The sequence below is a fragment of the Pelomonas nitida genome, assembly GCF_043555975.1.
GTDB lineage: Bacteria > Pseudomonadota > Gammaproteobacteria > Burkholderiales > Burkholderiaceae_C > Pelomonas > Pelomonas nitida.
The window spans coordinates 1-23,057 of sequence record NZ_JBIGIA010000008.1; the positions used below are offsets into that span (position 1 = coordinate 1).

Genomic DNA, 23,057 nt, shown 5'->3' on the forward strand with positions numbered 1-23,057 from the left:
CCCTGGCCGCACTTCGCATCAAGAAACCGACCATCGACACCCAACTGACCCTGCTGTAGTGGCAATTCCGAAGGGCCAGCCTATACGGATCAGGCACTTACGGCGGTTGGTGTCGAACTCGGGGGCGACTGACTGGCCAGCGAGATCGTCGATGAGTTCACCGCAGCGATGGCCATGAGCGAGGTCCCATCCCAAGAGAGCGTTGAAGGGCGTCCCTGCTCTTCGGCAAAACACAGATGGACTTTAGCGCCGAGTCATCAATGGGCGGTCTCAAAGCCGAAGTGCAACACCGTGAGTTCGCGCGTGCCGATGCTGATGCCGATGCCACCGCCGCTCATCAGGCCGGACTTCTTGGTGATCTGCTGGTGGATCTCGTTCCGGGCTGGCCTAACTCGGAATGAGGGGGTTTAAATTTGAGACCTGACCCCGAATTTGGGAAACCAAACGGTAGGCCCGTGAACGGGGATCGACTACTCCTGGGCTAGATGATTCTTCAGGTCTCAAATTTAAACCCCTCTCCCAACAAAATCCTCTGAATTTCACACTTCGCCTCAAGCGCGTGGACCCTCGGGACCAAATATGGCTTGGTTCGGAAAGATGGGGTTTAAATTTGAGACCTGACCCCGAATTTTGCTTACTCCGTTAGGCGTCGTTGTTGGCCAAAGCTGGATCAAATTTCTTGCGAGATGCGAGCCCGAAGAGCCTCGCACTTCTTCGTGTTCTTAAAGAGAACCGCGAGATAGCAGTCGGTTCCATGGATCTCATCGACTAGCGCCTTGAGTGCCGCATGGATCTTTGCGACGCGCGCGGGGGTAATGGCTCCTCTGGTTGTGAGAAGCACGTTCTCGATGAACCGATTTCCATGCACAGCTAGTTGCGCCTCACGTCCTTCGAGCGTTGCTGACAAGCCCGAAACGGCGGCCGATGCTGCACGCCACTTCCTTACCAGCTCCCAGCCAGAACTGGCCTCCAACGGCTTGTCAAAGAGCTTCGGATAGTAGGCGTTCGGATCAGTTAAAGATCCGGCATTTCGCTTTGCGATGGTGACACTTGCCATGCTGTCGCTGGAAACAGCCAATGCCATGGCGAGTTCTTGAACGTCTAGGCCGCGGGCAATATCCGTAACTCTCTCACCTCGCCGGTAGCAGTACTGGATCCCAAGCTTCTTCATCGACTCGGCGATGCCATCTTGCCTTGGGTCTAGGGCCAAGAAGTCTTTGGCTTCCACTCGATTTTGCGTATTAGTAGCCGTTGTTATCCGATTGGCAATGTCAATTGGCGCATGCTCAAGCGAGATCACCTTTACTTGAACATAGGCTCGCTTCACCGCCTTCGGATTTTTCGAGTAAGCCTTCGCAATTGAGCCAGTCGTTTGCGCACCATTAACGATCTTCAGGTTGCCGACTTTCCAGTAAGCACTTTCCTTCTGATCGCCGAGACCGATCGGCTTTCGAACAACGTCATCGGCAATTGCGGTAATGCCGTTGTTCAGGTACCAGAACTCTGCTGGGCTTCGAAGTAGCGCTGTCTCGATCTGCGCATTGATGTCACTCTCGGATAGAGAGTTTCGAATGTTCTCCGAGAAAAGCAGATCCTCATGAGTCGCATGCCACTCCGCAACATCAGCACACGAAACTTTCCCGTAGATCGCGTAGTAGGGCTCCTTCTGCTCCCCCCACTGGAGCAGGTTTACATCCACGTCTGACTTCGCGCCGGATTTGACGGTTTTGATCGTCCGTAGGAGCCGCTTGAGATCGAAAGGTCGAAACGCGACAACCTCCTGGGAGTCGGAGTTGTTCTCGTCGAGGAATTCTTTGACGATCGCCTGGCAGTCCGGGCTTATCGAGTTGTCGCTGTTGTACGCAGCCACCAAGACGATCTCAGGATCGTTGCGGATCCCCTGAGAGATTTCGTCACCAACCGCTTGGACGCGCTTATTGAACTTGCTCCAATCCTCGTTCAGGAGGTCATATACCCCGGCAATGAACTTGCGAAGGTCTCCCGTATCGATGGTGCTCGTTCCCTTGGTGGACCACTTTGCCTGAACGATATAAAGCTTGTTGCGCAGGCTGTCGTACAGCACCCCATCGATTCCGTTGTCTCGCGCGCCGTCCACGATGTACTTGGCAACTTGGGTATATGGCATTCCAGCGAGCCCTGCGAGGCAGATCGCGGCAAGGCCTCTAGAGAGTAGCTTTGCCTCGTCCGACTTGGCATCGTCAAGAAAAAGGTGCTCCTTGACGATAGATTCGATGTGGTTCTTTACGCGATTGGAAAGAATGATGCTCATTGATGGATCGTACAAGGGTGAGTGGCTGACGACGCCTAGACAAGATGGCTTCGCACTGAAGGGCGGCCCGACCCCCGCGATGCCGTAGGTTGCAGGCGCAAGGCCTGCAGAGCTACACCAAGGCACCCGGCAGGCGGTCTGTCGGGTCGTTGCAAGTGAGCAAGGAGTCGGGCCATGGGCAAGGAATCTAGCACCCTGTTCGTCGGGTTGGACGTACACAAGGACAGCATCGACATCGCCGTGGCCAAATTCGGGGTCAGGTCTCAAATTTAAACCCCCTCATTCCGAGTTAGGCCAGCCCGGAACGAGATCCACCAGCAGACCACCAAGAAGTTCGGCCTGATGAGCGGCGGTGGCATCGGCTTCAGCATCGGCACGCGCGAACTCACGGTGTTGCACTTCGGCTTTGAGACCGCCGTGTGAAATTCGACGGATATTGATGTGGCGGAGGTTTAAATTTGAGACCTGACCCCGAATTTCTGATAATTTCTATATGGCGTCATGCCCTTCTCCGGAAGATCGTTGGAGCCAATGCTGGAGGTGGTTAATATGCCAACCATCCCCGAAATCGCCGCGAAGCAATATCCCTTCTTCATGGTGAAAACCAATCAAATTAAACTTCCTTCTGCGGTTTCTTGAAAGGGGCTTAGTTGAAGTGTCGCAGAACGTCGGGCCAGTGTATTGCGATTTGATACCATACTGGTATCAACCCCAGTATTAGCGGCCCCTGGTTCTCGAGAAATTGAGGTCTGGTGAAAATTACTTCGGCGTGTGCGAGAAACGCAAGTGCAGGTGTCCATATTGGAAGGTGCACCACATGATGGCTCTGGCCTTGAAGGCTGTATCGATCAGACGGAGGATAAATAACGGCTTTAAAGGTCAGCCTTAAGGTCAGCGGGGTGGCCAAGATGCGGCGGAGAATATGAAGCCTGCGATTTCTTACTAGCAAGTTTATTCTCTGGCGATGGTTTTTCTGTGGAAGCAAATGCCAAAATCGCAATTTTCGCGAGGGAGGCCGGGGATTGGTGGGTGACGCTGGTTCAATCATTCTCCCAACCGCAAGGCGAATCTTGCTGCTCTTTATTGCATCGTCGTCGGGGAGCATAGCGAACTGATGGCGCGGCAAATGCAGCAGATGTGGTCCAAAATTGGATACGTATGCTCGATTTAAGGCTGCCCTGTAGGCATTTAGTCCGGCCTCGCGATAGTACTGGTATGTACGGAAATAGTAATAAAGCCAAATAAACCAGGTGAATTCGGCGACTGCATTCTGATTGGTGAATTTGACAGTGGCGCCAGCAACCGAAAGCCCATCAAAAGTCGCGCCAGCGTAGTAAAGGAATGTCAAGACAGCCGAGGCGACCAGAAGTCGGTTCTGACATGTGTCCTTGTGCTTCGTCTCTTCCGTCATCGGTAAGGCGGCTTCCGTTGATTAGTGCTTATGAACGCGTAGGAGCGCCTAACTGAGTTCCTTTGCCGGCTACGGGTTGTAGATCGAGCGCCAACGATCCGCCTAGCAATCTGCAGAAAGTTCGAGCGCGGAGAGGCGCCGGATTTCAGCGAACGAAACCATAGTTCCGAACTCGCCCGCGAGGAAGCCGACAAACCCGTCAACGTCACGATTCACCTCCGCTCGAAAACCCCCATTCCGCCTGCATTGCGCCGCCTAACCCGGTCGGCCTGCATCGGCCGCGCCAGTCGCTGCGCTTGGTGTCACGTCCGCTGACAGTCGGCCGACCTACCCCCTCAAAAAGCGACCACCGCCACCACTCGCCGAAGCCGCCCCCTTGACCCCTACGACAGCGCGAAGGGGATCAAGGGGGCGTCTTTTTTTCGGCAAGTAGCGGCAGTGGCCGCTTTTTGTATTTCCGCCTGCACCCCATCCCCCCCGCCCCTTCTCGGTGGGAAGGGGTGCGAAGAGGTCTCTGCGAAGGCATCCACGAAACGCCTTCGTCCACCTCAACCGGAGAAACGCAATGTCTGTGCATTCCATCGCCCAATTCATCCCCCTGGCCGCCGTCACCATCGTCGACAACGTGCGCACGAAGACCGGGCTTGACCGCGCCAGCCTGGAAGAACTGGCCGAGTCCATCAAGACAGGATCCAGCGTCGATTCAGGGTCTGATCTCAAATTTCAATCCCTGATCCGCCTGTACAGCGTGTTCCTGCTCACCCCCAAGCGCCGCGCCGCCTCCGACACATTCCCGCCCACCGCCGCCAGCGTTTCGCGGATGCGGGCGTCGGTCTGTTCCCGCAGGTCACCAGGGCCGCCGACAGGTGGTGGCGCACTCGGCCGCGCTGATGCGATTGCCTCCCGCAGCTCATCGCCCAACTGGGCCAGCGTCAGCGTGTCCTCGCCGTCATCCAGCAACGCCACCCCGGTCCTCACCACGTTCGCCAGCTGCCGCACATTCCCCGGCCAGCGGTAGCGGCTGAACTGGGCCATGACCTCGCTGTCGACCCGCAGCGCGCGGTCCGGCGCCTCGGCCTTCAGCAGGCGGGCCACCAACTCAGCCAGGTCCGAGCGTTCGCGCAGCGGCGGCAGCGTGAGCGTCAGGCCGTTGAGGCGGTAGTACAGGTCTTCGCGGAACCGCCCGGCTGCCACTTCATCCCTCAACTGCCGGTGGCTGGCGCACACCAGCCGAAAGTCCACTGCCACCGGCGCGCCGCCGCCCAGCGGCGTCACCTCGCGGGCTTCCAGCACGCGCAGCAGGCGGGCCTGCATCGCGAGCGGCATGTCGCCGATCTCGTCGAGGAAGAGCGTGCCGCCGTGGGCCTCGCGGATGCGGCCGGCGGCGCCGTGGCGGCTGGCGCCAGTGAAGGCACCGGGGCGGTAGCCGAAGAGTTCGGCCTCGATCAGCGTCTCGGGCAGGGCGGCGCAGTTGACGGCGACGAAGGGCTGCTCGCGCCGCGCGCTGCTGGTGTGGAGGGCGCGGGCCAGCAGGTCTTTGCCGGTGCCGGTTTCGCCGCACAGCAGCAGCGGGATGGCGGGTTTGTCGAGCACGCGGCGGGCGCGGGCGAGCGTGGCGGCGAAGGCGGTGTCGCCGGTGTCAAGCGCGGCGAGCGCGTCGAGCGGGCGCCAGGGGGTGTCGGTGGCGGGTGTGGGCGGCGGCGTGGCCGGCCGCGCGCGCGGGCGCAGCGTGTGGCCGGGCTCCACGCGCATCCACAGCGGCGGCTGGCCGGCGCCGCGCGGCAGCGGGCGGGGCGCGGTGCCGGGCGCCAGCAGGCGGGCCAGCTCGGTGCCGAACAGGCGCTCCACGGTGGCGGCGCCGATGTCGCGCCGGGCCAGGCCCAGCAGTTCCAGGCCGGCAGTGGTGGCGCCCACCAGCCAGCCGTCTTCGCTGAGGGCCAGCAGCCCTTCGGTGACGGTGCCCAGGCCCTCGGCCTGTGCGTGCAGCCGCACGACGATGCCGGCGGCGTGGCGGGCGGTGAAGAGCTGGTGCTCCACCATGCGCGCGCCGCTGCGCACGAGGGCCAGCGTGTGGCGGTGGTAGCCGCGGCGGTCGCCGGAGATGTCGAGCACGCCAAGGAGCTGGCCGGCGGGGTCGGCGATGGGGGCGGCTGCGCAGGTGAGGAAGCCGTTGCGTGCCAGGTAGTGCTCGCCGGCATGCACGACGAGCGGGGCACCCTCGGCCAGCGCGGTGCCGATGGCGTTGGTGCCGCGCCATTGCTCGCTCCACTGCGCGCCGGGGCGTAGCGCCACGCGGGCGGCGCGGTCGGCGAAGTGGGCGTCGCCGGTGCTGTGCAGCAGCAGGCCTTGGGCGTCGGCCAGCAGCACGAGGCTGTCGCTGCCCTGCACCTGGTCGTTGAGGAAGGCCATGACCGGCCGTGCGTGCGACATGAGCGCGTGCCGGTGCTCCAGCGCGCGCGCCAGCTGGGCGGCACTGGCGTGCGGCGCGCCCGCCGGGCGGCCTTCGGGGGTGAGGCCGAAGGCGCGGCTGCGGGCCCAGCTGGCGCGCAGCGGTTCAGGGATGAGGCCGGTCTCGACCTGGCCTTGCTCCAGCCATTGGCGGCGGGCGTTGCGCAGCGGGGTGGGCGCGGTGGGCATGGGGCTTGTCTCCTGGGTGGCCGTGGGCGGCTCTGCGCAGGAGGGCCCTGCGCCAGGAGGCGGACGCTAGCCGGACGCGGCGCGGCGTCAAGCCCTTGCATCGTCGGCGGCGCCGCGCCGCAGCGGGGCCGTGGGCGGCACCGTGCGGCGGGCGCGGGTGCGGTAGCCCGGATATTTCGCGAGGCCGGCCCGCGCCGACCTGCAACACCGATGACCACGGCGATCTCGCCGTTCAACGTGATCCCTACTTTGGCTTCACGGGCCTACGCGGGCTTGCGCGGCGCCAGGCTTGTGGGCTGCACCTCAACTCCTCGCCAATGCCTGCGGGCATTGGCTGCGGCCGTCTCGGCGCATCCTCCGGCGCCTGGCATCCACGCAATTCCCGCGTACCTCGCGAGATATCCGGGTCAGCGCAGTTCGAAGGCGCCCAGGTCGGGCGCGCTGCCCTTGTAGGGCAGGCTGACGTTGACGCCCTTGTCGATCAGCTTGCTGCCGCTCTTCAGGCGGAACAGGGCGTTGTCGGGCAGGGTGCCGTCGGGGTTGCGGGCGGCGGTGGCGAGGCTGAGGTCGAGGCTGGCGAAGTCGCTGCTGCTGGCGGTCAGGCCGTTCCAGCTGTTGTTGCTGGCGGTGGCGTTGCAGACGCTGTCAGCGCTCTTGCCGGCCAGCGAGATGTTGTTGCGGAAGGTGTGCTTCTCGCCCGAGGCCAGCTTGCCGCAGAAGCCGTAGTTGATGCCGTTCTGGTAGCTGGTGTTGTTCAGCAGGGTCACGCCGCCGGTGTTGTTGTTCTGGTCGAAGCCCTTGCCGGGGTGGCCGAAGGCGACGGACTGCACGATGCGGTTGCGCTCCAGCGCGCCGTTGCCGCCGAGCTTGAAGCCGTTGCCATTGCCGGCGAAGGCGCTGTCGCCCCACAGGTTGGTGCCGTTGCGGAACACCCAGCTCTGCTCGATGACCACGGGCTTGGGGCTGTCGAAGGTGTCGAAACCGTCGTCGCTGTTCTCCCAGGCGCGGCAGCCCACGAAGCGGTTGCCGGCGCCCTGCGTCTGCTTGGACGCGAAGCCGTCGGCCATGCTGCCGTGCTTCTTGGGGTCGTAGTTGCGGTAGGAGTCGGTGTTGAGCACCAGCGTGTTGGAGCCGCCCTTGTTGATCTCCAGGCCGCTGTTGCGGTTGTCGTAGAAGGCGGTGTTCTCGAAGGTGTTGCCGTTGCCGGTGACGTAGGCGCCGTGGTAGCCGGCGCGCGTGACGGCGATGCCCTTGAAGTACCAGAAGCTGCCGGTCACGCTGAGGCCGAAGGCGTCTTGCAGCCAGGTGCCCTTGGGGAAGCCGAAGTCGAGCACGGCGCGGCCGCAGTTGGCGGCGACGACGTAGATGCGGGCGCTGGCGCTACCGGCCTTGCTCAACGCCAGCGTGTTCTTGGCGCCGGCGGTGTAGGGGATCTTGTAGGTGCCGGGCTGCAGCAACACCATCTGGCCGGCCGAGACCTTGCCCAGTGCGGCGCTGAGGCTCATGGGCGCGGAGAAGCTGGTGCCGGCGCCGCTGGCGCTGCCGGTGGGCGTCACGTAGTAGACCTTGCTGGCGGTCAGGTTGCTGGTTTCGGTGCCGCAGCCGGTGACCTGTGCGAACGCGGGCAACGCGAGCAGCCCGAGAGCGGCGGCGAGCGCCGTGACAGCGTGTTTCTGAACGGCCAGGAGCGGGGAACGACGGGTGTTCATGGAGGGCTCTGCAGGGAAGGTTGTGCGCGCGCGGTGGCGCGCAGGGTGGCCAGCTCGCCCGCCTGGGCCAGCTGGGTGAGGTGGTGCTGCCAGGCCTCGACGCTGGCGCAGGCCAGCGGCTGGCCAGGGTCGGCCTGCCAGGCGGGGGGCGCGTGGACGAGGGTCTGGAACTCGCCGCGCAGTTGCTCCAGCCGCTCGGCAGGCCAGCCGGCGGCCTGGGCCACGGAGGCGGCTTCGGTGAGGGTTTGCAGCGCGTCGCTGTGCTGCATCAGCGCGGCCAGGGTGTCGCACTGTTCGCGGCGGCCAGGCTCGGCCTGCAGGCAGCGGTCGAGGACGAAGCCTTCGCCGGGCGACGGCAGGCTGGCCGTGCGTGCGCGCACTTCGGCGCCCAGGCCCAGGCGCAGGTAACCGGGCATCTGGGCGGGCAGCGCGGCCTGGCTGGCCAGCACCAGCGCCTGCGGGCGCTCCAGCCAGCGGTGGGCCTGCAGCAGGCCTTGCCAGGCGGTGTCGGCGGCGCTGGGGTCTTCGTCGGCGAGGGCGGCCCAGTGGTAGCCGTTGTCGGGCTCCAGGCGCACCCGCTCGCGGACGAGGCCCAGGCGGCAGGCGGCCGGGTCGTCCTGCGGGCCGCAGGCCTCGGCGGCCCAGGCGAGGGCGGCGGGGTCGCCGCTGCTGCGCGCCTGGCTCAGCACGCGGGTGGCCCAGTCGAGCTGACCGGCGGGGTCGGTGGGCCGGTCGAGCATCAGCGCGGCGACGCGGGCGCGGCCATCGCCCTGGCGCAGCGCGGCCAGCATGGCGGCGCGCGCCTGGGCCAGGGGCTGCTCGCCCACCGGCGCGGGCAGGGTTTGCAGGTCGATGCCGGCGGCCATGGCGTCGCTGTCGGCGCCCGATGCGGCGGCGCTGGCGTCGCCAACGGGCATGCGCCCCAGACCGCACAGCTCCACCACGCCGCCGCTGCGGGCGCTGGGCGCGGCCGGGCCGGCGTCGGCCACGGGGGCGTGCGCCACCGACGGCAACGCCGCGACGGGCGAGCCGGCGTGCAGCGGCGCGGCGCGGGCCGTGGGCGGCGCCGCGGCCGGCGGGTCGGCCGGGTCAGGGGTGGCCAGCCACCAGGCGAGGCCGCACAGCAGCAGGGCAGCGGTGCAGGCGATCAGGGAGCGCATGGGTGCAGGGAAGCGTTGTGAGGTGGGGCTGTGGGGTGGGGCTGTGGGGTGGGGCGTTAGGGCGAGGCCGGGGCAGGCCGGCTGGCGGCCTGCCGGTGGCGGCCTTACTCGGCCAGGTTGGTGCCCGCGCCGGCCGTGGCGATGACCTTGGCCTTGACGCTGGCGGCCGCCGTCACGCTGTAGCTGTAGCCGGTGCTGCCGAAGGCCTGCGTGGTGGCCCAGGTGGTGGCGTTGGCGCCGGGGCTGCCGGGGTCGTCCCAGCTGATGCCGCTGCCGACGTGGTTGTTGCGCAGGTCCCAGTAGCCGATGGCCGAGCTGTCCCGCGAGGTGACGGGGTTCTTGGTGTTCTCGAAGTAGTTGGACTCGATCAGCGCCACACCGCCCATGCGCACGTTGATGGCAGACGCGGAGACGTTGTTGAAGTAGTTGTTGTAGATGTGGGTCTTGCCACGGCGCTGCAGCGGCAGGCGGGACTGTACGTTCTCAAACCGGTTGTGGTGGTAGGTGGCCCGCATCGCGCTGTTGGCGGTGTCTTTGTCGCTGTAGCCGTTGAGCGCCACCTTCTGGTGGTCGTGGATGTAGTTGTAGGAGTAGGTGATGTCGTAGGCGCCCTTCTTGGTGTCGATGGCGCCGTCCCACGACGCGTCGCCCGCGCCCGAGCAGTGCGTGAGGCTGCTGAAGATGGTGTTGTGGTCGACCCAGATCTTGTTGGGCGTGCCGCTGCTGTCGCCCTCGATGGAGATGGCGTCGGCGTCCTCGCCGCCTGGCAGCAGGCCGATCGTCATGTTCTGCACGATGATGTTCTTCGAGTCGCTGACGATACGCACGCCGAAGTTGGCCGAGGAGCCGTTGGCCCCCTTGATCGTGATGTCGCTCTTGTCCTTGATCTGCAGCGTCTGGGCCGCCTTCTTCCACTGCGCGCAGACGTCGGTGATGGAGGCGTAGTTGAAGGTGCCGGTGTAGTTCAGCACCAGGCCGCCGCTGCCGCTGTAGGCATCGATGGCGGCCTGCGCGGCGGCGAGCGTCGACACGTTGACGGGCGTCTTGTTGCCACCGCCGGTGGTGCCGGCACCGTAGCCGACCGGGCCGGCCAGCGCAGCGGTGGAAATGGACGCGAGCGCGAGGCCGAGGCCGCGCACGAGGGTGATCGGGGTCATGTTGTCTCCGTCGGGAGGGCATGCGCCTTGGGGCGCGGTGCCGGCCACGGGTGTGGCTGGCGGCTGGGCACCATGGGCATACCGGGCGTCGGGCCGCGGCGCAGGGCGCGAGCTCTTGGGGGCCGAAGCCTGTCGACCCACCTTGCGACCACCCCGTGGGGTGACCGCCGCGCAATCTATCGGCCGGGCCCGCCGAGGGCTTGGGGATTCCTGCGGCCGGTTGCGCTAGTTTGCTGAAACCGAGGGAAATCAATAGTGAAACATCGGTTCGATCGGGGCGGCTTTTTGTTTTGAAATGCTTCAGCCCAGGGTCAGCCCCGGCGGCGCAACAGCGAGGGCGGCGTGCGCCAATGGGCGCGGAAGGCCTGCGAGAACTGGGCGGGTTCGGGAATGCCGACGCGCAGCGCGATCTCGCACATGCTGAGCTGGGTGGTCTCGACCAGCTCGCGTGCGCGCAACATGCGTTGCTCGCGCAGGTAGCGCATGGGCGCCACGCCCATCGACGCCTTGAACAGGTGGGCGAAGTGGGAGACGCTGCAGCCGGCCACGCGGGCGGCCTCGGCCAGGTCCACCGGCTGGTCGAGCCGGGCGTGCAGGTGGTCCAGTACGCGGCGCAGGCGCAGCTGGCCCAGGCCCGTGCGGGCTGGCGCGGCGTCTTGCGCGTGGTGGGCGCGCAGGTGGCTGCCCAGCGCGCGGGCCAGGTGCAGCGCGAGGTCTTGCGCGGCCGCGCCCGGGGTGGCGGCGGCCCACAGTGCGCGGGCGATGCCTTCGACGACGGCATCGGCCCGGCCGGCGCAGGCGCGCAGCCGGAAGACGGTGCGCGCCGGCCCGTACAGCAGCCGCGGCCGCAGCCCGAGCAGCAGCACGTGGTGCGAGGCAGGCAGCCGCAGCCAGGCGGCCTCACCGGCCGGCAGCAGCAGCACGCCGCCGGGCGTCAGCTCGCGCGCCTGCGGCGCCTCGCCCGGCAGCCAGCTCTGCGCGGCGCCGGTGGCCTGCAGCACGACGAGCACCAGGTGCTCCTGCAGCGGCGGCGTGTGAGGTGACGGCCAACGGTCGCGGCAGTCGAACAGCTGCAGGTCGCCGTCGCCCAGGCTGAGCGTGGGCGACAGGCCCAGCACGGCGGCCAGCGGCCGGGGCGGCTGGTTGCGCAAAGCGGCCAGGCAGGCGGCATCGGGCCCGTCGATGGGGCCGGTGTCGGCAGGCAGGGGCGAGGTCGTCGCCAAGGGTTTGTCTCCGCTCGGGCTGTGCCGCCCGTCGTGGCGCGACAGACTAGGGACGGCCGCTTGCGCTGGCAATCGGGGCTGCGCCGAAGCAGTGTTCCATTTCGTGACAGTGCACCGCGCCGTTGGCACAGCGAACCCGCGGTTTGAGCGGCGAATAGGCTGTTGCGCGCCACGTGAGCGGGGCTGCGCGTTGGCATGCGCCTTGCGCTCATGCGGGGCACCCGCGCCGCTGGCGACGGGCGACAACAAGCCATTGGAGACAAGCCCCATGACCGTCTATGCCGCTCCCGGCGCCGCCGGCGCCAAGATTGCCTACAAGCCCCGTTACGACAACTTCATCGGCGGCAAGTTCCAGCCGCCGGTCGAAGGCCAGTACTTCGACGTGATCTCGCCGATCAACGGCAAGGTCTACACGCAGGCCGCGCGCTCGGGCGCCCGTGACGTGGAGCTGGCGCTGGACGCCGCCCACGCCGCGGCCGCGAAGTGGGCCGCCACGGCGCCGGCCGAGCGCGCCAACGTGCTGCTGAAGATCGCCGACCGCATCGAGCAGAACCTGGAACTGCTGGCCTATGCCGAGACGGTGGACAACGGCAAGCCCATCCGCGAGACGCTGAATGCCGACATCCCGCTGTGCGTGGACCATTTCCGTTACTTCGCCGGCTGCGTGCGCGCGCAGGAGGGCGCGCTCTCCGAGATCGACGGCCACACCATCGCGTACCACTTCCACGAGCCGCTGGGCGTCGTCGGCCAGATCATCCCGTGGAACTTCCCGCTGCTGATGGCGGCCTGGAAGCTGGCGCCGGCGCTGGGTGCCGGCAACTGCGTCGTGCTGAAGCCGGCCGAGAGCACGCCCATCGGCATCCTGCTGTTCGCCGAACTCATCGCCGACCTGCTGCCGCCGGGCGTGCTGAACATCGTCAACGGCTACGGCAAGGAGGCCGGCACACCGCTGGCGACGAGCAAGCGCATCGCCAAGATCGCGTTCACGGGCAGCACGGCCACGGGCAAGCAGATCGCGCAGGCGGCCGCCGCCAACCTGATCCCGGCCACGCTGGAGCTGGGCGGCAAGAGCCCCAACCTGTTCTTCGACGACGTGATGTCGCACGACGACGCCTTCCTCGACAAGGCCATCGAGGGCCTGGTGCTGTTCGCGTTCAACCAGGGCGAGGTCTGCACCTGCCCGAGCCGTGCGTTGATCCAGGAGAACATCTTCGACCGCTTCATGGACCGCGCCCTCAAGCGCGTGGCGGCCATCAAGCAGGGCAACCCGCTGGACACCGAGACCATGATGGGCGCCCAGGCCTCGGCGATGCAGATGGACAAGATCGAGACCTATCTGGCGCTGGGCAAGGAGGAGGGCGCCAAGGTGCTGATCGGCGGCGGCCGCGCGCAGCTGGGCGGCGACCTGGCGGGCGGCTACTACATCCAGCCGACGCTGTTCCAGGGCCACAACCAGATGCGCATCTTCCGCGAGGAGATCTTCGGCCCCGTGCTGGCGGTGACGACGTTCAAGACCGAGGCCGAGGCGCTGCAGATCGCCAACGACACGCCCTACGGCCTGGGCGCCGGCGTGTGGACGCGCGACGGCAGCCGCGCCTACCGGCTGGGCCGCGCCATCCAGGCTGGCCGCGTGTGGACCAATTGCTACCACGCCTACCCGGCGCATGCGGCCTTCGGCGGCTACAAGGAATCGGGCATCGGCCGCGAGACGCACAAGGACATGCTGGACCACTACCAGCAGACCAAGAACCTGCTGGTGAGCTACTCGCCGGACGCGCTCGGGTTCTTCTGACCCCCGCCGAGGCAGGGGGCCGCGGCCGGTACCTGGCGCCCGCCCGCGGCGCTTGACAGGCCGCGTGGGTGGCCAATAATTAACCGTATGGTTAAGAGTTACACCCACGGCCTCGACTACACGTTCTTCGCGCTGGCCGACCCCACGCGGCGGGCCGTGCTGGCGCGGTTGTCGCAGGGCGAGGCGACGGTGGGCGAGCTGGCCGAGCCCTTCGGCATGTCGCTCGTGGCCGTGGGCAAGCACCTGCGGCTGCTGGAGAACGCGGGCCTCATCCAGCGCGAGCGCAGCGGGCGCAGCGTGACCTGCCGGCTGCAGGCCGCGCCGCTGGCCGAGGCGAGCGCATGGATCGACGGCTACCGCGCGTTCTGGGATGGCAACATGGCGTCGCTGTCGCGCTACCTGCGCCGTCAGGCGAAGGGGCCGCAGCCGTGATGGCCGATGTCAGCGTGCAGCGCGAATACCTGCTGGCCGCACCGCCGCAGGCCGTGTTCGACGCCTGGACCGACCCTGCCGCGCTGCTGCAGTGGTGGTGCCCCGGCCCGGCGCGCGCGACGCACGTGGCGCTGGACGTGCGCGCCGGCGGCCGCTACGAGATCCGCATGACGGCCGGCCCGCGCGGCGTGCCGCAGGTGGTCAGCGGGGAGTACGTGACCGTGGAGCCGCCGCACCGGCTCGTCATGACCTGGCAGGCCGAAGGCACGCCGCACGACAACGCCGGCCTGCCCAGCCTGCTGAGCCTCGAACTGCACGCCCACCCGCAGGGCACGCGGCTGCTGCTGACGCACGAGCGCCTGCCGGCCGGCTCCGGCGCGTCGTACAGCGGCGGCTGGGCGGAGGTGCTGCCGGCGCTGGCCCGCTTCGTCCACCGCCCGCTGCCACCCGGCGCGTGAGCCCCGTCTTTCCCACCCTTCGCGCCCTCACCATGCAACCAGCCCAACTCGCCATTCCCTGCGTCGCCGCCCTCGGCCTGCTGCTGTTCGTGAGCGGCTTTTTCGTCAGCGTGACGCGCGCGCGCTTCTGGACGCTGCATGCCGGCGCCAACGACCCGGCCCATGCGCTGACCAAAGCCGTTCGCGCGCACGGCAACACGGCCGAGTACGCGGCCTTCCTGGCGCTGCTGATCTGGCTGGCCGGCCAGCACAGCCAGGCCGCCTGGGTGGGCTGGACGATGCTGGCGGCCACCGTGTCGCGCTACGCCTTCGTGGCCGGCATGCTGCTGTCGCCCACGCTGGCCAAGCCCCACCCGCTGCGCGCAGTGGGCGCGTTTGGTACCTATCTGTGCGGGCCGGCGCTGTGCGTCGCGCTGCTGCTGGGCTGACCGGGCGGGGCGCCATTCAGCAAGCCCGCTCTCGTCGTTGCCAATGCTCGCCGCTGCCCGAGCGACGGCAGCGCGTTGCGCCTAGTGGCGCCCGGCGCCCACGGCCGGGCTGCCGTCCACCTTGCGGGGGAAGGGCGCGATCACGGCGCCCAGCACCGACGGGATGGCTGCGACCATGACGACGATGAAGTAGGCCTTGTAGCCGAGGAAGTCGGCCAGCGGGCCCGAGGCCATCTGCGTGGGCACCAGCGTCAGGTTCATGATGGAGTTCGCGAACGCGTAGTGCGTCATGTGATAACGCCCCGGCGAGATCTGCTGCATCATGTAGAGCATGTTGGCGACGAAGCCGAAGCTGTAGCCGAACTTCTCCAGCGTCACGAGGCTGGCCACCGTCCAGAACGACAGCGTGTGCCCCGGGCCTGCCAGCTGCGACAGCACGACGAAGCAGACGTGCGGGATGTTCAGGCACAGCGCCATGAACACCAGCGTGCGGCGGTTCAGCCCGAACTTCGCCATGAAGGCGCCGCCCAGCAGCCCCGCCGCCAGGCTCACGCCGGTGGCGATGGTGCCGTCGATGAGGCCCTTGTCCTTCAGCGACAGGCCCACGCCGCCCAGCTCGGGCGAGGCTTGCAGGAACAGCGGCCCCTCCTGCAGCAGCAGGCCCTCCGAGCTGCGGTACAGGAAGACGAACAGCAGCATGCCCCAGATGCTGTCCTTCTTGAAGAAGTCGACGATGGCGTCCCAGAACGTGCGGAAGGCGGCGCCGGCACTGGCCGGCCGGTCGCCGACGCTGCCGGAGGGCAGCACGAACCAGTGATACACCGCCAGCGCCGCCAGTGTGCCGGCCGACAGGAACAGCGCCCAGCTCCAGGCCGCCGTGGTGCTGAGGTGGTGGTCTTCCTTGAGCGAGCCGGCCACCCAGACGATGAGGGCCGTGCCGAACAGCCGGCCGACGTTCCAGAACACGCCCTGCACGCCGATGTACCGGGCCTGGCCCTTCTCGTCGAGTGACGTGATGTAGATGCCGTCCACGCAGATGTCCTGCGTGGCCGAGCAGAACGCCATGACCCACAGCACGGCGATGGTGATCTGGAAGTAGTTGGGCAGCGGCAGCGAGACGGCGATGGCGCACAGCAGCGCCGCCATGACGACCTCCATCCACAGCACGAAGAACTTCTTCGTCTTGAACATGTCGAGGAAGGCGGCCCACAACGGCTTGAGCGACCACGCGATGCCGATGCTGGCCGTGGCCAGCGTGATCTCGCCGTCGGAATGGCCGAGGTCCTTCAGCATCGTGCCGGCGACCCAGATGATCAGCGCGAACGGGATGCCCTCGGACAGGTAGGACGAGGGCACCCAGGCCCAGGGGTTGCGGATGCGGGTGGCGGTGATGCTCATGGCGGTGGAACCGGGTGAAATTCTTGTGGGCCCGGTGTCGCCCGCGCCGGCCGTTGCCGGCAGGCGTGGACAACGTTGTCACCTCGTGGTGAGCTTGTCTCCTCGGGCGCGCTCGTGGGGCGGGTGACGACACCCACCCCACTGACGTGCCGCGATGCTAGGCGTGAAACCGTGCGTACCCTATCGGGGGTTGCCTCACCCCGCTCTGGGTGGGCGGCGCCGCCTCGCAGAGGCCGGCCAAGCCGCCGGGGTGGCCTATTTCATGCCGGTGCAGTTGGCGTAGAAGCTGACCGTGGCCGGCCAGTCCGAGAACACGCCGATAACGCCGATGTCCTGCGCCAGCACGTCCAGCGCGCGCAGCACGTCGCCCTCGCGGGTCACGGCGCTGTCGAAGCTCTGGTAGTAGGAGCCGTTGTTGCCGTCGGCCAGGATGCCGCTGCGCTCCAGCGACCAGGTGATGATGTCCAGCCCCGCCGCGCGGGCGTTGCGCGCGTAGGCCGAGGGCAGGATGTTGCCGCTGCTGTCTGCCGTCAGCAGCTGCCACAGCGGCGGCGCGACGATGCGCACGCCCTGGGCACGGTAGGCGCGCAGCTGCTCCAGCGTCGGCACGTCGGCCGGCACGTTGGCGTCGTCGAGAAAGACGGCCTGCCGGCCGAACGCGGGCTCGTTCTTCACCCAGTACAGGACGTCGTTGAGGTCGAAGCTCTGCGCCCACACGTCGCGCGCCGGCACGCCGGCGGCCTTGTGCTCGTCGATCATCTTTTGCGCGTAGGCGGCCTGTGTGAAGCCCTCGAACGGCATGGCCACGCTGGGCGACTTCAGTTCGGGCGTCATCTTCACGCCCAGCTTCTTGAAGAGGGCGATGGCCTCCTTCAGCGTCAGCAGCGTGCCGCTGGTGGGGCCGGCGTACAGGTCGGTGCGGAAGGTGGGCGTGCCGCCCATGTACTCGGCCACCGTGCGCCCGCGCGGGTTGGAGGCGTCCATCTTGCCGCGCAGCGTCTTGAACTCGGCCAGCGTCAGCTCACTGGTGCGGCACTCGGCGGCAGCCGGCGTGACCAGCGTGCCGGCCGCGTCCAGCACCGCCGGCGTGAAGGGCTTGACGCACTTGGCCGCCAGCGGCGTGGCGAGGATGTTGGTCGTCGTGTGCAGATCGTTCTGCGCGTGGCGGCAGACCAGCTCCTTGTCCTTCGTGAAGGTCACGTCGCACTCCACGATGCCGGCGCCCATGCGCGCGGCGGCCTCGTAGCTTTCCTTCGTGTGCTCGGGGAACTGCAGCGCCGCGCCGCGGTGGCCGATGGAGAACAGCGTCGGCCGGTAGCTCTCGCGCGTGGCGGCGCAATGCTGCAGCCGCTGCTTCAGCGGGCCGTCGGCCATCTCGCCGACGAGAAAGAAGGGCCGGGGGCCCAGCTGCACGCTGGCGATCGGGCTGCGGCCGTGGTGATCGAAGTCATGGGCGCAGGCGGGAAGGCCGGCAGCGGCCAGCGCGGTCAGGGCCAGGCGGGTGAGGAGGCGGCGCATGGGAGGGCTCCGTGAGTGTGGAGCGCGCACGCTAGGCAGTTGCGATGAAGCCAGCGTGACAGCCAGGCTGCTGGTCGAGAAGTTAGGGGGCGCTGGTCAGTCGGCGTAAGGCCCCCTGCGCAGCGCGTCGGCAATGCCCTTGCGGTTCTGCGCCAGCGCGGCCATCGAGAAATGGATGTGGCCGCTGCCGGGTGTGAGCCGGCGGATGCTGGCGATCTGGCCCAGGATCTCGTCGGGGTGCCAGCTCTGCGGGCTGGCGTCGATGCGGCTCGTGAACAGCCCCGGGTGGATGGGGCGGTCCAGCGGGTTCAGCGCGGCCCATGTTTGCAGCAGCACGTCGAAGGCCTGCGGAGCCTGCGCGCGTGGCCAGTAGAGCTGCGGCGCGAGATAGTCCAGCCAGCCCTCGCGCAGCCACAGCTCCACGTCGGCGTAGAGCTTGTCGTACTGGCTGAAGCCGGTGATGCCGGCGGGCCGCAGCTCGGGCCGGGGCAGGCCGAAGGGGCTGATGCCCACACGCGTGCCGGGGCGGGCCTGGTGGGCCGTCGCATAGAGCTGCTGCACGAGCCGGTTGACGTTGTCGCGGCGCCAGTCGGCGCGCGCCAGCGTGCCACCGGCAGCGGCGTACTTCTGCCACGTCGCCTCGTCGGGGAAGTCGACCTCGTTCTTCGCCGTGTCCTGGGCCCCTGCAGTGACGGGGTAGGGGTAGAAGTAGTCGTCGATGTGGATGCCGTCGACGGCGTAGTGGCTCAGCAGGTCGCGCACGACGGCCAGCGTGTGCTCGGCGGCGGCGGGCTCGCCGGGGTCGATCCAGAGCTGATCGCCATAACGCCGCACCCAGTCGGCATGGGTGCGGCTGACGTGCGAGGCCGCCGCCGTCGACTTGGCCGTGCTGTGGCGGGCGCGGTAGGGGTTGATCCAGGCGTGCAGCTCCAGCCCGCGCAGCTTCGCTTCGGCCAGCCACACGGCCAACGGGTCGTAGCCCGGATGCTGGCCTTGCGTGCCGGTCAGCACCTCGCTCCAGGGTTCGAGCGCGGACGCGTAGATCGCGTCGGCTGCAGGGCGCACCTGCAGGATCAGCGCGTTCAGGCCGGTGCGCTGGGCCACGTCGCAAAGGCTGCGGATCTCGGCCTGCTGGGCGTCGGCGGAGAGGCCTTTGCGGCTGGGCCAGTCGATGTTGGCAACGGTGGCGACCCAGGCGGCGCGCCATTCGCGGGGCGGTGGGGCGGGGGGCTTGGCGGCGGCCTCGGGGGCTGACGCTGCGGCTGCCGGCTCGGCAGCAGCCTCGGGCGCCGGTGGCGCGGGCGGCGTGCTGCCGCAGGCGGCCAGCAGCGGCGCGGCGGCAAGTGCCAGCGTTTGGCGGCGAGACAGGGTGTGCAACTTGGGATCGCTTTTCATGAGGAGCGCTTGATCTTGCCCGGTCCCTTGATTTCGTCTCGCCAGCTGAGGTCCAACACTTCGACCCGGATGCTGTCGCGGTCTTCGGGCGGGATGCGCTCGCGCAGCCAGTCGCGCATCTCGGCGGCGCTGGTGGACAAGCGGCGGCGAGCGGGCGTTTTGGTGGTGTCGCGGCCGAACCAGAGCACGAGGTAAATGCCCTGGCCGGCGGTTTCGGGGTCGCCGGTGTAGAGGCGTTTCAGCTGATCGCGCCAGGCCGTCCAAACCTCCTGGTGGCAGTCCTTTTTGACCTCGATAGGCAGGCTGATGGCTGCGAGCCCCGGCACCAGGCGGCTGGCGCGCAAGTCCACCCGCTTGCCGCCAGCGGCCCAGGCTTCGAGTTCAAGGCCAACCTGCTGGGGCGCCAACAGAGGCTTCAGCTTTTCATGCAGGCGAGCGCTGCAGCTGTTCTCGTCGCGCGGCTCGCCGTTGTCGTTCCAGAAATGCTCTAGCGTCATCACATCGCCATAGCGCAATTCGCGCTCCAGGCCGTGCAGATGGGCTGCGACCAGGGCGCGCAGGTCTGCCGGATGGGCGGGTGCCAGATGGGCTAGGGTGAGCGCGACGGCCAGAACGTCAGGTGCCTTGAAGCGGGCCTCGCGCCATGCGCCGCGCTGGGCCTGCAGGGCGTGGCGCAGGTGCTGCTCCCAGGGGCGCAGGTCGGGAAGCGTCAGCAGGCGGGCGAGTTCGGCGCGGGCTTGGTCCGAGCCCTGGGCAGCGAGCAGGTTGATGAGATGGCTCACCTGGCGTTCGCGTTCGTGCGCCTCGGTCACGATGCCGCCTGGCCAGTCGGGTTCGGGTGTGGTGATGGCGCCCAGCACTTCAACGAAAAGGCCGAGGGCGGTCGAGAGTCGCGCCTCGGGGAGGCGGGCCAGCACGCCTTGTTCGCGCAGGGCCTGGCCCAGCGCGATGCGGCGTTGCCTGTTCGCGCCGACGAAGTCGGCCACCGCCGCGAGCGCCTGCGAGTCGTAGGGGAGTTGGGCCAGCAGCAAGGCCAGGCGTTGCACGCTATCCAGCCCTTTGCGGGCCAGGCGTTCGGCGAGCAGGGCCTGGGCTTCGTCGGCATCCAATAGGGGCAAGGCGGCCAGCAGCGCGGTGTTCAGGGTGTTGCGGTGGGCCTCTTCCAGGCGCGCCGGCAAGGCTCGCAGCAGTGCGGGGAGTACCTGTCGGGCGAGGGCCGGATGTTCCTTCAAGTGCCAAAGCGTTGGCTGTGCGTCCGAGGTTTTACGTCGCAAGGCTTGCTGGGCCTGAGCGATGACGACAGGGGCAATCAACTCCGCTCGGGACGCACACAGGTGGGAAAACCATGAAGGCGTTTCGCCAGCCCCATAGCTTGTCCAGCAGGCGGCCAGCGTCTGCAACAGTGCTTCGCTCCAGGTTTGCATCGCCAGGGGCTGGGTCTGCCGAGCGTGCTCAGCGGCCATCAGCAAGGCCTCACGGATGTAGTGGGGCTTGCCCTCAGCGGCTGCGCTGAGGACTTCCTGCCAGGTGGGAACGTCGTCACGCCACAGCGAGGCGTGGACGGCGTCCAGCGCGGCCTGGGCTTCAGTTTCGGAGCAGCCCAGGGCGCTTTGGACGCGTGCCAGGCCGGTGTCCCCGGTAATGTCGCCATAGTGACCTTGGTACGCGTGGGCGACCCGATGGAGCAAGCCGGGCCAGGGCTTGTCTTCAGCCAGTGACGCCAACGCATTGGTCAGATGTTCGCGTCGTTGCAGACGAAGTTCGCGTTCTTGGGCTTCGTGGCGGAGTTGCCAACGATGCTGCTCTCCGGTCCAGTCATCCAACGGAAGACTGAATGCGTTCTCTAACCATTTCTCCGCGTCAGGATGGCGCGGCCCGTATTGAGCGACACAGCTCTCCAGCATTTCCAGCGTCGGCACGTCCAAGCCGGCCGGTGGGTCGGTCACGCAGTGGGCCACATCGTAGAAAAGCCGTCGGGCCAATTCGGTGTCGTCGGCCTGTGCTGCGACCTCCAGACGCCAAAACAGCCAGTCCTTGGGCCGTGCCGCTGCATAGAGCCGGTTGTCGGCTTCCCAGAAATGGCGGTGCCCGTGGACGTCCGGCAGCACCCGCTCAAAGCCAAGGCGGACGATGGCCTTCATACGCTGCGGGCGGGCGCCCAGCCATGCGCCGACTGCCTGCTGCGCGGCGGCTTCGAGCTTAGGGAAACCATGCTTGTCCAGGCCCATGCCCAGCCAACGCCAGAGCCGATCGTCATCGGCACCGTCCCCGGCCACGTCCAGCACGGCCGGCAGCAGCTCGTTGACCATATGCCGTGCGTCAAAGCCCAGGTCGTGCCCCAGGCCGTCAGGTGAGCGCCGGGTCCAGGCATCCGCCAGGCTTGCAAGCTGATCGCGAGGCGTTTGGCGCAGCAGCAGGCTGTGCCAGAAGTAGCCGTCGACGCCCCAATGGCGGCCTTCGATGTCGCGCGGCTCGAAGTAGTCGAACACCTCATCGACCGGCACAGTGCTCGGATACGCCTCGCGCAGCCAGGTTCGCAGCATGGCGTCCTGTGGCTCGGGTTTGGCTGCATCCAACCAGCGGCGCAACTGTGCTTTGTGTTCGGTCGGCGGGCTTTGCTGCTTCCAGGCCTCGTAGGCCGCGTCCCGCAGGTCAAAATTCAGCGCGCGGTCCTGGACCCAGGGCTTGAGCGCGCCCGCAATGCCTGAAAGGGGATGCGCATGCTGCAAGGCATCGCACACGCAGGTGAGAAAGGCCTGGTAGGGCTGATCTCGCCGGGGCGAGGCCAGGAACTCGGCCAGCAACTCGCGGGTGCCCTCGGAGGCCAGTGGCCCGAACGGATGGCTTACCCACTGCCCGGCGCGGAACCAGGGGTTCTCCTCGGCACGCTCGGCCAGCGCCTGCCAGAGCCTGCGGGTCTCGTCCGTCGATAGCCGCGCGGGGTCGGCGTTGAGCACGAAGCCCAGTGGGTCGATGTGCAGCAGCGCGTGGCGGCTGTCGTGGGGCAGGTGGCAGACGAGCCAAGCCAGCAGGCCACGCAAAGCCTCGACAGGGCGGCCATCAGCGCCGAGCAGTAGGGCCAGCACGCGCTCCAGCGGAAGGCCTTGCCGGGTGATGCGCCGGGCGATGCTCCGGGCGGCCAGGAACTCGGCGATGCTGCGGTGGATGGGTTCGGCCGCCTGGGTGAAGACCTTGCTGCGCAGCGCGAGCTGGGCGTCGGTGAGGTCTAGCAACTCGGGAGGCAGGTCGCGCAGGTCAAGGGTGCCGGAGCGGGGCAGTACAGACAGCTTGCACCCAGCCAGCAGATGCAGGGTGCAGAGCAGACCGGCGTCCCGAAGGAGGACTTCGGTCTGACTGCCGAGCGGATGCTCGGGGTTGTGTTCCTTGACGAGGGCAGCGCAGGCGTCCTCGTAGACCTCGAAGCGTGTGGCCGGGAACTCGCCGCCACGAGCGGAGACTGCCTGGGCGGTGAGATTGAGCAGGAAGGGGTTGCCGAACAGCGGCAACATGCCGGCTCGCTCGGCGTCGTCCAGGAACCTCTGCGGGTCAGGTACTAGTCCACGCCACAGCGCCAGCAGCGTCTCCATCTCGTCGCGGGCGAGCGGCTGAAGATGAAGCTCGACGAGGTCTGGATACAGGGTGCTCACGCGTTGCGCATCAGCCGCACCGCGCCAGTCGGCCTCGCGGCAGGACAGGCGCAATCGGGGTAGGTTGCTCTCTCGCAGCCAGCGGATGACCCGCGTCAGCGCATCGCTCGTGCCGGTGGTGCCAGCACGAATTTCGTCCAGGCCATCGATGAAGACGATGTCGGTAGCCGTGACGGGTGCCTCGCCGTCTTCGATGGCTGAGGCCCGCAGGTAATGCCCGCCGCACTCAGCGGCCTCGGACTCAAAGCTCCAGGTCTTGCCAGCACCCGGGTCACCGAGTAGCACGAAGGCAGGGCTTGCGCGAAAGTCCGTCAGCGGCGCAACGTCCTGCCGCCTCTCGGCGGTCTGGCGCAGCACTTGGCGTGAGATGCTCTGCTTCACACAGTACGCTCCGCCGCTGCG

The 23,057-nt window shown here is 67.4% G+C and carries 16 protein-coding genes; 5 read left to right on the forward strand and 11 right to left on the reverse strand.

Translation table 11 applies throughout. From position 1 onward, the window contains the following. The first annotated feature begins 236 nt into the window (after positions 1–236). The gene (locus ACG00X_RS11685; RefSeq protein WP_394488354.1) at positions 237–401 is read left to right on the forward strand and encodes a hypothetical protein; all 165 of its coding nucleotides are present in this window, start codon (positions 237–239) and stop codon (positions 399–401) included. Between the two features lie 269 nt (positions 402–670). Here the strand turns inward: ACG00X_RS11685 and ACG00X_RS11690 are convergent, their stop codons facing one another. The 7 genes from ACG00X_RS11690 to ACG00X_RS11720 form a co-directional block, all read right to left on the reverse strand. After that, entirely contained in the window at positions 671–2,290 is a 1,620-nt protein-coding gene (locus ACG00X_RS11690; RefSeq protein ID WP_394488355.1) for an AIPR family protein, read from the reverse strand. A 646-nt stretch (positions 2,291–2,936) separates the two neighbouring features. Next, positions 2,937–3,701 (reverse strand): hypothetical protein, encoded by a 765-nt coding sequence (locus ACG00X_RS11695; protein ID WP_394488356.1) that lies wholly within the window; start codon positions 3,699–3,701, stop codon positions 2,937–2,939. A gap of 723 nt (positions 3,702–4,424) precedes the next feature. Next, the gene (locus ACG00X_RS11700) at positions 4,425–6,338 is read right to left on the reverse strand and encodes a sigma-54-dependent Fis family transcriptional regulator (RefSeq protein WP_394488357.1); all 1,914 of its coding nucleotides are present in this window, start codon (positions 6,336–6,338) and stop codon (positions 4,425–4,427) included. A 407-nt stretch (positions 6,339–6,745) separates the two neighbouring features. Further along, positions 6,746–8,047 carry a right-handed parallel beta-helix repeat-containing protein gene (locus tag ACG00X_RS11705; protein ID WP_394488358.1) on the reverse strand — a complete coding sequence of 434 codons (1,302 nt, stop codon included), beginning with the start codon at positions 8,045–8,047 and terminating at the stop codon, positions 6,746–6,748. Then, positions 8,044–9,207, reverse strand: a complete 1,164-nt coding sequence (locus tag ACG00X_RS11710) for a hypothetical protein (RefSeq protein WP_394488359.1) — start codon at positions 9,205–9,207, stop codon at positions 8,044–8,046. Before ACG00X_RS11710 ends, ACG00X_RS11705 begins: the two co-directional genes overlap by 4 nt. Before the next feature lie 104 nt (positions 9,208–9,311). Next, on the reverse strand, positions 9,312–10,364 hold the full coding sequence (locus ACG00X_RS11715; protein ID WP_394488360.1) for a pectate lyase family protein: 1,053 nt from the start codon (positions 10,362–10,364) through the stop codon (positions 9,312–9,314). A gap of 311 nt (positions 10,365–10,675) precedes the next feature. Continuing rightward, positions 10,676–11,587, reverse strand: coding sequence for a helix-turn-helix domain-containing protein (locus ACG00X_RS11720; protein ID WP_394488361.1), 912 nt, complete (start codon positions 11,585–11,587; stop codon positions 10,676–10,678). Between the two features lie 268 nt (positions 11,588–11,855). On the opposite strand from ACG00X_RS11720, the gene exaC reads away from it, so the two are divergent. The 4 genes from exaC to ACG00X_RS11740 all read left to right on the forward strand — a co-directional run bounded on the left by exaC (position 11,856) and on the right by ACG00X_RS11740 (position 14,697). After that, positions 11,856–13,379, forward strand: coding sequence for an acetaldehyde dehydrogenase ExaC (gene exaC / locus ACG00X_RS11725; RefSeq protein WP_394488362.1), 1,524 nt, complete (start codon positions 11,856–11,858; stop codon positions 13,377–13,379). Positions 13,380–13,466: 87 nt separating this feature from the next. Next, positions 13,467–13,811, forward strand: a complete 345-nt coding sequence (locus ACG00X_RS11730) for an ArsR/SmtB family transcription factor (RefSeq protein WP_394488363.1) — start codon at positions 13,467–13,469, stop codon at positions 13,809–13,811. After that, positions 13,811–14,269, forward strand: a complete 459-nt coding sequence (locus tag ACG00X_RS11735; RefSeq protein WP_394488364.1) for an SRPBCC family protein — start codon at positions 13,811–13,813, stop codon at positions 14,267–14,269. The genes ACG00X_RS11730 and ACG00X_RS11735 overlap by 1 nt, the downstream gene beginning before the upstream one ends. A 32-nt stretch (positions 14,270–14,301) precedes the next feature. Continuing rightward, entirely contained in the window at positions 14,302–14,697 is a 396-nt protein-coding gene (locus tag ACG00X_RS11740; protein WP_394488365.1) for an MAPEG family protein, read from the forward strand. Between the two features lie 81 nt (positions 14,698–14,778). On the opposite strand, the gene ACG00X_RS11745 is transcribed toward ACG00X_RS11740, so the two are convergent. The 4 genes from ACG00X_RS11745 to ACG00X_RS11760 form a co-directional block, all read right to left on the reverse strand. Beyond that, positions 14,779–16,095: an MFS transporter gene (locus ACG00X_RS11745; RefSeq protein WP_394488366.1), complete on the reverse strand. Its 1,317-nt coding sequence runs from the start codon at positions 16,093–16,095 to the stop codon at positions 14,779–14,781. Positions 16,096–16,350: 255 nt separating this feature from the next. Further along, positions 16,351–17,613 carry a glycerophosphodiester phosphodiesterase family protein gene (locus ACG00X_RS11750; RefSeq protein WP_394488367.1) on the reverse strand — a complete coding sequence of 421 codons (1,263 nt, stop codon included), beginning with the start codon at positions 17,611–17,613 and terminating at the stop codon, positions 16,351–16,353. 96 nt (positions 17,614–17,709) lie between these two features. Further along, the gene (locus tag ACG00X_RS11755; protein WP_394488368.1) at positions 17,710–19,008 is read right to left on the reverse strand and encodes a glycoside hydrolase family 10-like protein; all 1,299 of its coding nucleotides are present in this window, start codon (positions 19,006–19,008) and stop codon (positions 17,710–17,712) included. Beyond that, positions 19,005–23,036, reverse strand: a complete 4,032-nt coding sequence (locus ACG00X_RS11760; RefSeq protein ID WP_394488369.1) for an NACHT domain-containing protein — start codon at positions 23,034–23,036, stop codon at positions 19,005–19,007. The genes ACG00X_RS11755 and ACG00X_RS11760 overlap by 4 nt, the downstream gene beginning before the upstream one ends. Positions 23,037–23,057 lie beyond the last annotated feature (21 nt).